Origin of the sequence: Krasilnikovia sp. MM14-A1259, from assembly GCF_047159535.1 — a bacterium.
Classification (GTDB): domain Bacteria; phylum Actinomycetota; class Actinomycetes; order Mycobacteriales; family Micromonosporaceae; genus Actinoplanes.
In genome coordinates, this window is record NZ_BAAGAJ010000002.1 from 3,234,629 (window position 1) to 3,248,619 (window position 13,991).

Below are 13,991 nucleotides of genomic sequence, written 5' to 3' on the forward strand. Positions count from 1 at the left end.
CCCGCCAAGGCTACCGGGCGGTGGTAGCCGTCCGGTTCGCCGTACGGGGCGGCCCGATCCGACACCGCCCGGTAACGCCCGCGACGACCGTTGTTCAGCGGGGCTGGTTACCGTCGCCGACCGACGAGGGAGGATCATGCTGCGACGGGTCCGGGCCGTGCCGCCGGCGGAACTGCTGCTCATCGCGGTGCTCGCGGGGCTGGCGCTGGCCGTACGGGTGGTCGGGCGCGACGAGGTCACGCCGGACATGCGGATCTTCGCCGTCTGGTACGCCAAGCTGCATGCGGCCGGGGGTCTGCGCGGGCTCGGTAAGCCGATCGGCAACTACAACGCCCCGTTCCTGTACCTGCTGGCGCTGCTGCTGTACGTACCCGGCCCGCTGGTGGTCAAGGCCAAGGCGCTGTGGCTGGTGTTCGACGCGCTGCTGGTCTTCTTCACGTACCGGATCGTGGCGCTGCGCAACCGCGGCTGGCGGGTGCCGCTGCTGGCCGCGTTCGTGATGGCGTTCCTGCCCACGGTCGTGATCAACAGCTCGTTCTACGGCCAGTGCGACGCGATCTGGGGCGCCTTCGGCCTCGGCGGGGTCTACTACCTGCTGCGCGGGCGCCCGTGGTGGGGGGTGTCGCTGTGTGCCGTGGCGCTCGCGTTCAAACCGCAGGCGATCTTCCTGTTCCCGTTACTGGGGCTGCTCGCCCTGGCCGGGCGGCTGCCGTGGCGGACGCTGCTGGCCGTACCAGCGGTGCTCGTGGTTCTCGACCTGCCCGCGGTGCTGCTGGGCCGCAGCCCGGTCGAGCTGCTGACGCTGTACAGCCCGGCGCGGCAGGCCTCCTGGGTGTCCGCGCTGACCTCCAGCGCAGCGTCCGCGTACGCGTTCCTGCCCGTGACCACGCGGCTCGACACGGTCCGGACGCTCGGGGACGTGTTCGCGGCCATCGTGGTGACCGGGGTCTGCTGGATCCTGGTGGCCACCCGGGCCCGCCCGGACCCGGCCCGGATCGTCACGGCCGCCGCGTTCTTCGCCCTGGTGGTGCCGTGGCTGCTGCCCGGCATGCACGAACGCTACTTCTACCTGGCGGACGTCCTGACCGTGGTGCTGGCGTTCTACCGCCCCCGGCTGTGGTTCGTGCCGCTGCTGGTGCAGGTGGCGTCGCTGCTGTCGTACCTGCCGTTCCTGTTCTGGAACACCCCGCACGGTCCGTTCGTGAACCTGAAGGTCCTGGCCGCGCTGATGTTCGCGGCCCTGCTGGCCACCGGGTACGCCCTGCTGGCCGACGTGCGGTCCGGAAGCACCGTCGCGCCGGCCATCCCGGAGCCGCGGCGCAGCACGGAGCTAATCGACGCGTAGCGCGGCGAGCGTCTCCTCCATCTCGTCCGGCTTGACCAGCACGTCACGGGCCTTCGACCCCTCGGAGGGCCCGACGATGCCGCGGGTCTCCATGAGGTCCATGAGGCGGCCCGCCTTGGCGAAGCCGACCCGCAGCTTGCGCTGCAACATCGACGTCGACCCGAACTGGGACGTGACGACCAGCTCGATCGCCTGGATCAGCACCTCCAGGTCGTCACCGATCTCCTCGTCGATCTCCTTCTTCTTGTCCGGCGGCGGCGCGGTCACGTCCGGGCGGAACTCCGGCTCCCGCTGGTCCTTGCAGAACTTGACGACGGAGGCGATCTCCTTCTCCTCCACCCAGGCGCCCTGGATGCGGATCGGTTTGGACGCGCCCATCGGCAGGAACAGGCCGTCGCCGCGGCCGAGCAGCTTCTCCGCGCCAGGCTGGTCGAGGATGACCCGGGAGTCGGCCAGCGAACTGGTGGCGAACGCGAGCCGGGACGGGACGTTCGCCTTGATCAGGCCGGTCACCACGTCCACCGACGGGCGCTGGGTCGCGAGGACAAGATGGATGCCGGCGGCCCGGGCGAGCTGGGTGATGCGGACGACGGAGTCCTCCACGTCGCGCGGGGCGACCATCATGAGGTCGGCCAGCTCGTCCACAATCACCAGCAGATACGGGTACGGCTTCATGACCCGCTCGCTGCCCGGCGGGGCGGTGATCTCCCCGGTGCGTACCTTGCGGTTGAAGTCGTCGATGTGCCGGACCCCGTTGGCGGCAAGGTCGTCGTAGCGCATGTCCATCTCGCGCACGACCCACTCGAGCGCGTCCGCCGCCTTCTTCGGGTTGGTCACGATCGGGGTGACCAGGTGCGGGATCCCTTCGTACGCGGTCATCTCGACGCGCTTCGGGTCGACCAGCAGCAGCCGCACCTCGTCCGGGGTCGCCCGCGTCAGCAGCGACACCAGCAGCGAGTTGAGGCACGAGCTCTTGCCCGCCCCGGTGGCGCCCGCGATGAGAATGTGCGGCATCTTCGCCAGATTGGCGACGACGAACCCGCCCTCGATGTCCTTGCCCAGCGCGACCAGCATCGGGTGATGGTCGGCGGTGGCCGCGCGGGAACGCAGCACGTCGCCGAGCGACACGTTCTCCGGGTCGGTGTTGGGGATCTCCACCCCGACCGCGCTCTTGCCCGGGATCGGGCTGAGGATCCGCACATCCGGCGACTTCACCGCGTACGCGATGTTGCGCGACAGCTGGGTGATGCGCTCGACCTTCACGCCGGGCCCGACCTCGACCTCGTAGCGGGTGACCGTCGGTCCGCGGGTGAACCCGGTGACCGCCGCATCGATGTTGAACTGGTCGAACACCCCGGTCAACGCGGCCATGATCTCGTCGTTGGCGCGGCTGCGGGTCTTCGGGGCGGCGCCGGTGCCGAGCAGGTTCGGCGGCGGCAGCCGGTAGTCGCCCTCCACAGCGGAGATGTCCAACTGCTCGGCCCGGGTCGGCAGCGGCGAGTGCTCCGGCGGCTCCGGAGCCTTGCGGCTGGCGGGCAGCTTCCCGGCGCGCGGGAGCGCGACCGTGTCGTGCAGGATCGGGTCGGCGTCGCCGTCGGCCGTCTCCTCCGGGCCGAGGCCGATGTCGGCCAGGGAGCCTTGCCGGCGCCGTGCCGGCCGGCGCGGCTTGAGCGGCGCCGTGTCCTCGTTCTCCGGCCCCGCGCCGGATTCGTCGCTGGTCTCGGGTTGCTGCTCCGCCGCCGGGGCACGGCCCAGCAGCATGTCGGCGAGCAGCATGAGCCGTTCCGGAATCCGGCTGATCGGCGTCGCGGTGATCACCAGCAGACCGAACAGAAACAGCAGGATCAGCAACGGTACGGCCACCCAAGCGGTCACCGCCCGCTCCAGCAGGGCGCCGACGCCGTAACCGAGCAGGCCGCCCGCCTTCGTGATGCCGACGTCGTCGGCAGGCTCCTCGGCGATGTGCAGCAGGCTCGCCGTGGCCACGACCAGCGCGCTCCACCCCACCAGCGACCGGCCACGGTGCTCCGGGTCGGCGGGGCTGCGCATCAGCCGGACCGCGCCGTACAGCAGCAGCAACGGCAGCAATACGGCGAGACCGCCGAAGAACAACCGGACCGCGTCGGCGAGGCGGGCCCCCACCGGCCCGGCGCTGCCCGCCCAGACCGCGACGCCGACCAGAATCGCCAGGCCCAGCAGCAGCAGGCCCGCGCCGTCGCGGCGGTGCTCCGGGTCGATGTCGCGGGCGGTGGCGGCCTGTCGGCCCACACCCCGGGCAGCCCAGCCGACCCCGTGCGCCACTCCCATCCACACCGCGGACAGGCCCCGGCCTATGCCGGTGGCGACGGCGGCGCCGACACTCGGACGGCGAACGGTGCTCCGGGCGCGCGACGCGGACCGGGCGTTCTTGCGAGCGGCCGGCTGACGTGTGGCGGTCCTACGGGCGGCGGTCTTGCTCGCAGCGGTCTTGCCGGCAGCGGTCTTGCGGGCAGGTTGCGGCGTACGCGCAGCACCGGCGCCGCGCGACGTGGACGCGGCGCGGCCCCGGCTCGCCGGAGGAGTACGGCCCGCCATGCCAGACACGGTAACCGTGGTGCGCAGGTGTGCCCAGCAGGCACACCGTGAGCATCGGTCACTTTCGACACCTGGCAACACCGGTGCCTCATGGCTCGACCGGTGCCTCATGGCTCTACCGGTGCCTCATGGCTCTACCGCGGCTTCCCGCCCACGGCGCAGGCTTTCCAGCCGAGCCTTCTCGCTCCCTGGCCCCGCCGCCTGCGTCCTGGCTTCGGGCCTCCGGTTCCGGCATCCGGCAAAGGGGTCCGGCTTCCGGTTGCGGCTTCCGGCCTCCGGTTGCGCGAATGTGGGTGAACCCTATCGGTCTGATGTCGCAGATGGATCGGCTTGCTCCCCCGCGTCATGCGGGGCCCGCGGGCTTACGCCGGACGACGGCGACGGCGACGGCGACGGCGACGGCGACGGCGCAGGTGGATCAGAGCGATAGGGACTTTGGGATAGTCCCGACCGGGGTTCGCCAGAGCCACGAACAGGACCAGCTCCAGAATCAGCGCCAGGACCAGGACCAGGATCAGGAGCAGAGCCAGAGCCAGAGCCAGAGCCAGGGCCGGAGTCAGAATCGGAGATGGGGGCGGGCGGGCTGCTCGCCCGGCGGCGGACCAGCCGCACGGCAAAACCGACCCACGAGACCAGGACGATCAGCGCGACCACCAGTTGGGCGGCGGCCTCGTGACCGTGCGGGTAGAAGATCCCCGCGACGTGGTTGTCCAGGAAGCCACCCACCCTCGGCGGCTCACCCAGGCCCTCCCGGCCGCGGTCCTCCAGCCAGGTCAGCGGGCATTTGGCATGGGAAACCACGATGACCAGCAGCCACGACGCGCAGACGACGTGTAGCCAGATCGTGCGGGGCCAGTGCCAAGCGAGGAAGCCACCGAACACCCCGTACGCGAGGAAGGCGAAATGTGCCCCCACGGCAGCGGCGACGAGGATCGGGTAACCCACGTCACCACGGTATCCGCGGGCTGGTGGGACAAACCTGAGCCCGGCGACCTACCCGCGGGGGGCCGGCTTCTCGGGCGACTGGGCCCGGCGACCTACCTGCTGGGGGCCGGCTTCTCGGACGACTGGCCTACCCGGGCGGTCAGGCTGCAGGGAAGGCGGGCGGTGAGACACGGAGCTGCCCGCGTCGGACGGAGGAAGACCGACGCGGGCAGCTGTCCGGGAAGGGCGCGTCAGCCGTTGGCGCGGTGGTGCCGACGGTGCTTGGCGCCGGCCTGCTGCTGGCCGTTGCCGGCCTGCTGCATCCCGGCCTGCTGACCGCCTTGCTGGCCCGCGCCCTGCTGGCCGGCCTGCTGGTCGTTGCCCTGCTGGTCAGCGCCCTGCTGGTCAGCGCCCTGCTGACCGTTGCCCTGCTGGTCAGCGCCCTGCTGGCCATTGCCCTGCTGACCGTTGCCCTGCTGGGCGGGCGGTGCCGCGCCGCCGGAGCCACCGGTCGTCACCAGCGTGACGTTGTTGCGCTGCAGGATCTCGTTCACCGGCTGGAAGAACGTCTCGCCGCCGACCTTGCAGTCGCCGGAACCACCGGACGTGACGCCCTGCGCCTGGTCACCGGTGAGCCACGGGCCGCCGGAGTCGCCACCCTCGGCGCACGCGTCCGTGCGGGTGAGGCCGGTGACCGTACCCTCCGGGTAGTTGACCGTCTGGTTCTTGGCCAGGATCGTCCCGCAGTGCAGGCCGGTCGTGGAGCCGGACCGGCAGACCGCCGCGCCGACCGGAGCCTCGGTGCTGCCGGCCACGGGCAGCGCGTTGCCGTTGAAGTCGTCGACGAACGGTTGGAAGCTGTCGGCGTTGTCCACCCGCACCACGCCCATGTCCGCGTTGCCGGGGAACACGGATGCGACGGTCTGGCCCGACTGCTGCTGGTTCAGGTCGGCGGTGACGTCGCCCCGCTTGCCACAGTGGCCGGCGGTGATGAAGCCACCCTCGACCGCGAAGCCGATCGAGCAGCGGGCTGTGCCGCCCTGGACGCTGATGAAGTACGGCTGGGCGCCGACGACGTCGGCGAGCGGCTTCGGCCGGGACCGGGCGGTCACGACCTTGATCGCGTCGGCGGGCAGCCCGGCCTGTTCTGCCAGGTCCTTGGCCTGCGCGGCGTCGCCCGGCAGTGCCTGCACGGCGATCTTGTTGGTGGCCACGTCCACGTACCAGCCGGGCAATGCACGGTCGGCGCGGGTCGCGGCGGCGTCCAGGGCCCGCTTCGCGGTGTCGAGCTGGGACGCGCTGCGGCTGACCACCTTCGCGTTGGCCCCGGCTGCCTGAGCCCGGGCGGCCATCGCCGGGTCGGTCACGGCGACGTTGAGGGTCATGCCGCCGTCGGTGAGCCAGGACCCGGCCCACGTCGAGCCTGCCTCCGTACGCAGCTGGGCGGTCACCCCGCTGGCCCACTTCGCCCGCTGGACCAGCGCGTTCGCCTGCGCGGCGTTGACGCCGAGGTCCCGCTTCATCGCGGCCAGCAGCTGCGGGGCCACGCGGCTCGTCGTGCGCGGCGCGGCTCCGGGCGACGTGTTCGTGCCCGCATTCGACGGCAGCGTGAACGCCACCGCCGCCCCCGCTGCCGTCACCGTCGCCGCGATCGCGACGACCGTTCTCCGCTGCATCCGTAACTCCCCTCGCCTCGCGCGCCGTTGGAACGGCGCCGTGACCCGAGGTACGGAAGGGAGCTCGAAACGGTTGAAGAAATCAGATATTCATCAGAAACAATGCCGCTGAGTCACACCTCGACCACGGTGGGCACGATCATCGGACGGCGCCGGTACGCGTCGTTCACCCAGCGTCCGACCGTGCGGCGCACCACCTGCTGGAGCTGGTGGGTGTCCGTGATCCCGTCCTCGGCGGCCCGGTCTAGGGCGGCGGTGAGCAGCGGCAGCACCGGGTTGAACGCCTGCGGGTCCTCGGAAAAGCCCTTGGCGGCGACGGTCGGCTCGCCGACCACCTTGCCGGTGACCGAGTCGATCACGACCGTGGCGGAGATGAAGCCACCGTCGCCGAGGATGCGCCGCTCGGTGAGCAGCGACTCGCTGACGTCGCCCACGGCGAGGCCGTCGACGTACACATAGCGGTTCTTGAGGTGGCCGACGTGGCGCGCGTGGCCCTCGACGAGGTCGACGACGTCGCCGTCCTCGCACAGCACCACCCGGTCCGGCGCCACCCCGGACTCGATGCCGAGCTGGGCGTGGGCGCGCAGGTGCCGCCACTCGCCGTGCACCGGCATGAGGTTGCTCGGGCGGACCACGTTGAGCAGGTACATCAGCTCGCCGGCCGGGGCGTGGCCGGAGACGTGCACCTTGGCGGTGTCCTTGTGCACGACGGTGGCGCCGGCCCGGGCGAGCTGGTTGATCACCCGGTACACGGAGGTCTCGTTGCCGGGCACCAGCGAGCTGGCCAGCACGACCGTGTCGCCGGGCTCGATGGTGATGTGCCGGTGGTCGCCGGTCGACATGCGGCCCAGCGCGCTCATCGGCTCGCCCTGCGAACCGGTCGACATGAAGACGATCTCGTCGGGCGGCAGCGTGGTGGCCTCGTCCAGGCTGACCATCAGCCCGTCCGGGATGTGCAGCAGGCCCAGCTCACGCGCGATGCCCATGTTGCGCACCATGGACCGGCCGATCAGCGCGACCTTGCGGTCGTATTCGTACGCGGCGTCCAGCACCTGCTGAACCCGGTGCACGTGGGAGGCGAAGCTGGCCACGATGATCCGGCCGCGCGCCTTGCCGAAGATCGCGCCGAGCACCGGGCCGATGTCGCGTTCCGGCGAGACGAAGCCGGGGATCTCCGCGTTGGTGGAGTCGGACAGCAGCAGGTCGACACCCTCGGCGCCGAGACGGGCGAAACCGGCCAGGTCGGTGATGCGGCCGTCCAGCGGAACCTGGTCCATCTTGAAGTCGCCGGTGTGCAGCACCAGGCCGGCCGGGGTGCGCACCGCCACCGCCAGCGCGTCCGGGATGGAGTGGTTGACCGCGAAGAACTCACACTCGAACGGCCCCAGCCGCTCCCGCCGCCCCTCCTTGACGGTCAGCGTGTACGGGTCCAGCCGCCGCTCCGCCAGCTTCGCCTCGACCAGCGCCAGCGTGAACTCCGAACCGACCAGCGGGATGTCCGGCTTGTGGGCCAGCAGGTACGGCACCGCCCCGATGTGGTCCTCGTGACCGTGGGTGAGCACGATCGCCTGGACGTCGTCGAGCCGGTCCCGGATCGGGGTGAAGTCCGGCAGGATCAGGTCGACGCCGGGCTGCTCCACGTCGGGGAACAGCACCCCGCAGTCGATGACGAGCAGCTTCCCGTCGTACTCGAAGACCGTCATGTTGCGGCCGATGGCACCGAGGCCACCGAGCGGGATCACCCGCAGCGCGCCCTCGGGCAGCGGCGGGGGCGGTTCGAGTTCCTGGTGCCCGTAGCTCACGCAGTTTCCTCTGTGGTGTCGGGGGCGAGGGGAAGCCCGGCCGCAGCGGCGTCGGAGATCAGCAGATCCGTCTCCGCGCGGGTCGCGTCGACCAGGGGCGAACGGACCGGTCCGGCGGGCAGCCCGCGCACCGCCAGCCCGGCCTTGACCAGGATGGTGCCGGGGGCCCGGAAGATGCCGGTGAACAGCGGCAGCAGCCGCTGGTGCAGTGCCAGCGCGGTGGCGACGTCACCGCGCTCGTACGCCCGGATCATCTCCTGGGCGAGCGCGCCGGTGAAGTGCGTCGACGTGCCGACCAGCCCGACCCCGCCCACCGCCAGCCACGGCAGTGTGGCCGCGTCGTCGCCGGAGTAGTACGCCAGGTCGGTGCGGGCCAGCACCCACGAGGTGGCGGCAAGGTCGCCCTTGGCGTCCTTGACCGCGACGATCCGCTCGTGCTCCGCGATGCGGCACATCGTCTCGGTGTCGATGGGGACCCCCGAGCGGTGCGGGATGTCGTAGGCCATCACGGGCAGGCCCACCGCGTCGGCCACCGCCAGGAAATGCCGGACGATGCCCGCCTGCGGCGGCTTGTTGTAGTACGGCGTCACGACGAGCAGGCCGTGCGCGCCGGCCTTCTCGGCGGCGTGCGCCAGCTCGATCGTGTGCGCGGTGTTGTTCGTGCCGACCCCGGCGACCACCTGGGCCCGGTCGCCGACGGCCTCCACCACCGCCCGGAGCAGCGTGTCCTTCTCGGCGTCCGTGGTGGTCGGCGACTCCCCGGTCGTGCCGCTGATGACGAGGGCGTCGTTGCGCTGCTCATCCACCAGGTACGCCGCCAGCTTCGCTGCGCCGTCCACGTCGAGGGAGCCGTCCGCAGCGAACGGGGTCACCATGGCCGTCAGCAGCCGCCCGAAGGGGCGAGCGGGGTCGTACGTCATACCCTCAACCTATCGGACGGCCCGGCAGGCGCGCCGGGACCTCGACCTTGCGAGGTCCCTCGGCAGTCCAGGCCCGGTGTCGCCGGGGGGTCAGCCCTGGGCGGCGTACGGGCTCGCGGCGACCTCGGAGCCATCGGGCAGCGTGGAGATCGTGAAGTCGGCGAAGACGTTCGGCGCGACCTGCTGGAGCTGGCGCAGGCACTCGACCGCAAGCTCGCGGATCTCCACGTCCGCGTGCTCCGTGGCACGCATCGCGACGAAGTGCCGCCACGCCCGGTAGTTGCCGCTGACCACGATGCGGGTCTCGGTCGCGTTGGGCAGGATCGCCCGGGCGGCCTGACGGGCCTGCTTGCGCCGCAGCGTGGGGTTGGGCTCGTCGGCGAACCGCTGCTCCAGCCCCTCCAGCAGCTCGTTGTACGCCTGCAGGGTGGCGTCCGCGGCGGCCACGAACTTCTTGTGCAGCTCCGGGTCGTCCGCGATCACCGCGGGCTCGACCATGGCGGCCTCGCGCTCGGGCACGTACCGCTGGGACAGCTGCGAGTACGAGAAGTGGCGGTGCCGGATCAGCTCGTGGGTGAACGAGCGGGAGACCCCGGAGAAGTAGAACGACACCGTTCCGTGCTCAAGCACCGACAGGTGCCCGACCTCGAGGATGTGCGCCAGGTAGCCCGCGTTCGTGGCGGTCGCCGGATTCGGCTTGCGCCAGGACTGGTAGCAGGCCCGCCCGGCGAACTCGGCCAGCGCCTGCCCGCCGTCGGCGTCGGTGCTCCATGGCACGTCCTCCGGGGCCTCGAAGTGGGTCCAGGCGATGAGCTTGACCTGCGGCGGCACGATTTCCGGCACGGGGGCGCTCCCTTCAGCGGCGAGTTCCGACAGACTCTAAACGGCGGCCGCTCGGGCCACGACGCGGCCCGGGGGCAGGGCGAGCTGCGCCTCACCCGCGACCTGCGCCACCGAGCGCGGGGAGGTCGGCGGATCAGACGTACAGCGAGGTGAAGGGCGCCCAGGGCAGGTTCCGCAGCACACTGAAAACCCCCCAGACCGCGATGAAGACGCCGAGCACAGTGGGGCTGAGCTGCAGCTGGGGCAGTTGCCAGCCGAACAGCCGGCGCCCGGCCCAGGCCACGTACATGTACAGCAGGAACGGCACGGCGAACACGAAGACCGCGTGATGGCGCGCCGCCGCGGGCAGGTCGCCGTGCAGCAGATACCACGCCGCGCGGGTGCCGCCGCAGCCCGGGCAGAGGAACCCGGTCGTGTATTTGAGCAGGCAGGTGGGTGCGGCCCCGGCCGCCGCCTCGGTGGGGTGGACCGCCAGCGTGTATCCCACGGAGGCGCCCATGCAGGCCAGCACCGCGACCGGCGCGGCCCAGACCGGCGACTCGCGCCACCTGCGCTGCAGGTACCGGGTGAACCGGTCCTGCTGCGGCGGGGGCGGCCCGGCGGGCGGAGGGGCCCAGGCGGGAGGCGCGCCGGAGGCGACCCCGGGCTCGGTCACGCTGCTCATGGGCGTCACGGTACACCGGCGGCACCGCCGAGCAGAGCGGCCGACAGGGTGCCCGCGAGATCGCCCCGCTCCGGCTTGGCGATGGACTCCAACCCCAGCCAGGTGGCGAGCCGGCGCAGCTCGGCGGCCAGCGCGGACGCGGTCCCGGCGGGGTCGGCGCCCGGCTCCAGCCAGGCGGCCGGGATCTGCAGCACCCCGGCCTTGCGGTCGGCCTTGAGGTCCACCCGGGCGGCGAACGCGTCCCCGAGCAGGAACGGCAGCACGTAATACCCGTGCCGGCGCTGGGCGGCGGGAACGTAGATCTCGATCCGGTACTCCAGGTCGAACAGGCGCTGGGTGCGCCCTCGCTCCCAGATCAGCGGGTCGAACGGGCTCACCAGCGTGGCCGCGTGCACGCGCCGGGGCAGCCGGGCGTCGCGGTGCAGGTAGGCCACCGGTTTCCAGCCCTGGACTGTCACCGGCTGCAGCACACCCGCCTCGACCAGCTCGGCCAGCGCCCGCCGGAACCCCGCCACCGGCAGCCGGAAATAGTCGCGCAGCTCCGCCTCGGCCGCGATCCCGAGCGCCCGCCCGGACAGCTCCACCAGCGCCCGGAACGACTCGTCGGCGGCCGGGGTGGGCGCGTCCAGCACGGCCCGGGGCAGCACCCGCTCGGGCAGGTCGTAGCGGCGCGCGAACGAGCTCGTCCGGTCGGCGGCGGTGACCGCACCGGAGTAGAACAGCCACTCCAGCGCCTGCTTGACCACCGACCAGTTCCAGCCCCAGTGGTTCTTGGTACGTGGGGCGTCGTGCTCGATCTGCGCGGCGGTGAGCGGGCCGCGGTCGCGGACCTCGTCGAGCACCCAGGCGACCAGGTCGGGCTGCTCGCGCACCACCCGGGTCATGCTGCCCCACGCATAGGCCTCGGCCGTGGCCATCCGCCACCGGAACAGCGGCTGCAGGTCGACCGTGATCAGCGACGCCTCGTGACCCCAGAACTCGAACAGCTCGCGGGGCCGCCGGTACGCTGCGCGCTCCAGCAACGTCGTCGGATAGGGGCCGAGCCGGCTGTAGAGCGGCAGGTAGTGCGCACGCTGCAGGACGTTGACCGAGTCCATCTGGAGCAGGTGCAGGCGGCGCAGGACCCGGCGCACGTGTCGCATGTCCGGCACCGCGCCGGGGGCGCGATCGGTGAAGCCCTGGGCCGCCAGCGCGATCCGGCGGGCCTGGGCGGCGGAGACCGACTCGCGGCGCGCGGCCGGGCCGGGAACGACGGGCGATGCGGGAATGCTCATCGACCGGCACGCTAGCCGAGCCCTCCGACAATTTCGGTCGCCCGGTCATCCCCGACCGGCTACAACGTAGGGATGCTCGTGCTGCGTGAGCTCGCCGACGTCGACATCGACCCGCTCGCCGCCATGCACGTGCGCGCGTGGCAGGCCGGCTACGCCGGGATCGTGCCCGGCGACGTGCTGGATGCGCTCGACCCGGCCGACTTCGCCGAGCGGCGGCGGACCGGGCCCGTGCCGCCCGGCGCCCGCACCCTGCTCGCCGACGACGGCGGCGCGATCGTGGGTTTCGTCTCGTTCGGCCCGTACCGGTCGCACGAGACCCAGGGGTACGACCACACCCTCGGCGAGGTCTACGCCATCTACGTGGACCCCGTCCGGTGGCGCAGCGGGGCCGGACGGCACCTGATGGCGGCCGCCCGGGCCGCGCTGACCGAGTCCGGGGCCCGCGAGCTGCGCCTGTGGGTGCTGGCGGACAACGAGCGCGCCCGTCGCTTCTACGAGCGGGTCGGCCTGCTCCACGACGGCGAGCAGGACGTACTCACGCTGCCCGGCAACGCGGCCCGGCTGACCGAGGTCCGGTACGCGGCACCGCTCGCCTGAGAAGTAGGCTCGCCCGCATGGCTCTCGGCTACGTCCGCCCCGCGCGTCCCGAGGACGCCGACGAGATCGCCCGCATCCAGCTCGCCACGTGGCGGACGGCGTACCGGCGAATGGTGCCGGCGCACGTGCTGGCCGAGTTGACCGAGGCGGACCTGGCGGAAGGCTGGCGGGAGGCGATCTCCGCGGCACCGTCGCCGCGGCACCGCGTACTGGTGGCGACGGAACAGAACGAGTCCTCGTCGTGGCTGGTCGGGTTCACCGCGTCCGGGCCGGCCGACGAGCAGGCGCTCGCGCCCGAGGAACCGCCGCTGCCCGACGGCGTCGCGGCGGTCACGGAGCTGCTGGTGGAGCCGCGGTGGGGGCGGCGCGGGCACGGCAGCCGGCTGCTGGCGGCCAGCGTCGACACGTGGCGTACGGACCGGTTCAGCGCCGCCGTCGCCTGGGCGTACGACGGTGACAAGGCCACCCGCAAGTTCCTCGGCGGGGCGGGCTGGGAGCCCGACGGCGCCGCCCGCGCCCTGGACGTGGAGGACATGCTGGTGCCGCAGCTACGGCTGCACGTGGCACTGGCCTGAGCGCGGCCGGGCGTCAGTCCAGCAGGTCGTCGATGCCGACCGTCAGGCCGGGGCGGCTCATCACCGCGCGGACCGCCATCAGCACACCGGGCATGAACGAGGACCGGTCCAGGGAGTCGTGCCGGATGGTCAGCGTCTCCCCCTGCGTACCGAAAAGCACCTCCTGGTGCGCGATCAGGCCCGCGGACCGCACCGCGTGCACCCGCACGCCGTCGATGTCCGCGCCCCGCGCGCCCGGCAGCTCCTCCTTGGTCGCGTCCGGCATCGGCCCCATCCCGGCCGCGGCGCGCGCCGCGGCGATCAGCCGCGCCGTGTGCCCGGCGGTGCCGCTGGGGGCGTCCAGCTTCCGCGGGTGGTGCAGCTCGACGATCTCGGCGGACTCGAAGTAGCGGGCCGCACGCGCCGCGAACTGCATCATCAGGATCGCGCCGATGCCGAAGTTCGGGGCGACGATCACGCCGACGCCGGGCTTGTGGGTCAGCCAGCTGCGCACCCGCTCCAGCCGCCGCTCGGTGAAGCCCGTGGTGCCGACGACCATGTTGATGCCCTGGTCGACGGCCCAGTGCACGTTGTCCATGACGACGTCGGGCTTGGTGAAGTCGACCAGCACCTCGGCGCCGGCGTCGGCGGCGCTGGACAGCCACTCGCCGCCGCCGATCATGGCCACGAGTTCCAGGTCGTCGGCCGCGTCGACGGCCTTGCACACCTCGAGCCCCATGCGGCCGCGGGCCCCGAGAACACCGACCCGGATCGGTTCACGCTCGTCAGTCACGTCCGAATACCTTACGCACCCGGCC

General features: G+C 72.2%; 12 protein-coding genes. 3 read left to right on the forward strand and 9 right to left on the reverse strand.

What is annotated here, in order from left to right:
- Positions 1–136: 136 nt before the first annotated feature.
- Positions 137–1,345, forward strand: a complete 1,209-nt coding sequence (locus ACMCNK_RS14220; RefSeq protein WP_412736887.1) for a hypothetical protein — start codon at positions 137–139, stop codon at positions 1,343–1,345.
- Here the strand turns inward: ACMCNK_RS14220 and ACMCNK_RS14225 are convergent.
- The 8 genes from ACMCNK_RS14225 to ACMCNK_RS14260 form a co-directional block, all read right to left on the reverse strand.
- Positions 1,331–3,919, reverse strand: coding sequence for a DNA translocase FtsK 4TM domain-containing protein (locus ACMCNK_RS14225; RefSeq protein WP_412736888.1), 2,589 nt, complete (start codon positions 3,917–3,919; stop codon positions 1,331–1,333). The genes ACMCNK_RS14220 and ACMCNK_RS14225 overlap by 15 nt on opposite strands.
- Positions 3,920–4,219: 300 nt before the next feature.
- Positions 4,220–4,864: a DUF2784 domain-containing protein gene (locus ACMCNK_RS14230; RefSeq protein ID WP_412736889.1), complete on the reverse strand. Its 645-nt coding sequence runs from the start codon at positions 4,862–4,864 to the stop codon at positions 4,220–4,222.
- Between the two features lie 230 nt (positions 4,865–5,094).
- Positions 5,095–6,519, reverse strand: coding sequence for a S1 family peptidase (locus tag ACMCNK_RS14235; RefSeq protein ID WP_412736890.1), 1,425 nt, complete (start codon positions 6,517–6,519; stop codon positions 5,095–5,097).
- A 113-nt stretch (positions 6,520–6,632) separates the two neighbouring features.
- Positions 6,633–8,321 (reverse strand): ribonuclease J, encoded by a 1,689-nt coding sequence (locus ACMCNK_RS14240; RefSeq protein WP_412736891.1) that lies wholly within the window; start codon positions 8,319–8,321, stop codon positions 6,633–6,635.
- A complete protein-coding gene (dapA, locus tag ACMCNK_RS14245; RefSeq protein WP_412736892.1) occupies positions 8,318–9,241 on the reverse strand; it encodes a 4-hydroxy-tetrahydrodipicolinate synthase in 924 nt (307 codons plus the stop codon). Before dapA ends, ACMCNK_RS14240 begins: the two co-directional genes overlap by 4 nt.
- A 90-nt stretch (positions 9,242–9,331) precedes the next feature.
- Positions 9,332–10,075, reverse strand: coding sequence for an FAD-dependent thymidylate synthase (thyX, locus tag ACMCNK_RS14250; protein ID WP_412740851.1), 744 nt, complete (start codon positions 10,073–10,075; stop codon positions 9,332–9,334).
- A 142-nt stretch (positions 10,076–10,217) separates the two neighbouring features.
- Positions 10,218–10,757 carry a DUF2752 domain-containing protein gene (locus tag ACMCNK_RS14255; RefSeq protein ID WP_412736893.1) on the reverse strand — a complete coding sequence of 180 codons (540 nt, stop codon included), beginning with the start codon at positions 10,755–10,757 and terminating at the stop codon, positions 10,218–10,220.
- Positions 10,754–12,022, reverse strand: a complete 1,269-nt coding sequence (locus ACMCNK_RS14260) for a winged helix-turn-helix domain-containing protein (RefSeq protein WP_412736894.1) — start codon at positions 12,020–12,022, stop codon at positions 10,754–10,756. Before ACMCNK_RS14260 ends, ACMCNK_RS14255 begins: the two co-directional genes overlap by 4 nt.
- 72 nt (positions 12,023–12,094) lie before the next feature.
- Between ACMCNK_RS14260 and ACMCNK_RS14265 the strand changes: the two genes are divergently transcribed.
- Together ACMCNK_RS14265 and ACMCNK_RS14270 are read left to right on the forward strand one after the other, a co-directional pair.
- On the forward strand, positions 12,095–12,619 hold the full coding sequence (locus ACMCNK_RS14265) for an N-acetyltransferase family protein (protein ID WP_412736895.1): 525 nt from the start codon (positions 12,095–12,097) through the stop codon (positions 12,617–12,619).
- A gap of 17 nt (positions 12,620–12,636) precedes the next feature.
- The gene (locus tag ACMCNK_RS14270) at positions 12,637–13,194 is read left to right on the forward strand and encodes an N-acetyltransferase family protein (RefSeq protein WP_412736896.1); all 558 of its coding nucleotides are present in this window, start codon (positions 12,637–12,639) and stop codon (positions 13,192–13,194) included.
- A gap of 13 nt (positions 13,195–13,207) precedes the next feature.
- On the opposite strand, the gene dapB is transcribed toward ACMCNK_RS14270, so the two are convergent.
- Positions 13,208–13,966, reverse strand: a complete 759-nt coding sequence (gene dapB / locus ACMCNK_RS14275) for a 4-hydroxy-tetrahydrodipicolinate reductase (protein WP_412736897.1) — start codon at positions 13,964–13,966, stop codon at positions 13,208–13,210.
- Positions 13,967–13,991 lie beyond the last annotated feature (25 nt).

What these genes read in the sequence shown, in the direction of transcription:
- dapA (WP_412736892.1), bottom strand. Translation starts at nt 9,241, where the DNA reads ATGACGTACGACCCCGCTCGCCCCTTCGGGCGGCTGCTGACGGCCATG.
- ACMCNK_RS14265 (WP_412736895.1), top strand. Translation starts at nt 12,095, where the DNA reads ATGCTCGTGCTGCGTGAGCTCGCCGACGTCGACATCGACCCGCTCGCC.
- ACMCNK_RS14270 (WP_412736896.1), top strand. Translation starts at nt 12,637, where the DNA reads ATGGCTCTCGGCTACGTCCGCCCCGCGCGTCCCGAGGACGCCGACGAG.
- ACMCNK_RS14260 (WP_412736894.1), bottom strand. Translation starts at nt 12,022, where the DNA reads ATGAGCATTCCCGCATCGCCCGTCGTTCCCGGCCCGGCCGCGCGCCGC.
- ACMCNK_RS14220 (WP_412736887.1), top strand. Translation starts at nt 137, where the DNA reads ATGCTGCGACGGGTCCGGGCCGTGCCGCCGGCGGAACTGCTGCTCATC.
- ACMCNK_RS14235 (WP_412736890.1), bottom strand. Translation starts at nt 6,519, where the DNA reads ATGCAGCGGAGAACGGTCGTCGCGATCGCGGCGACGGTGACGGCAGCG.
- ACMCNK_RS14225 (WP_412736888.1), bottom strand. Translation starts at nt 3,919, where the DNA reads ATGGCGGGCCGTACTCCTCCGGCGAGCCGGGGCCGCGCCGCGTCCACG.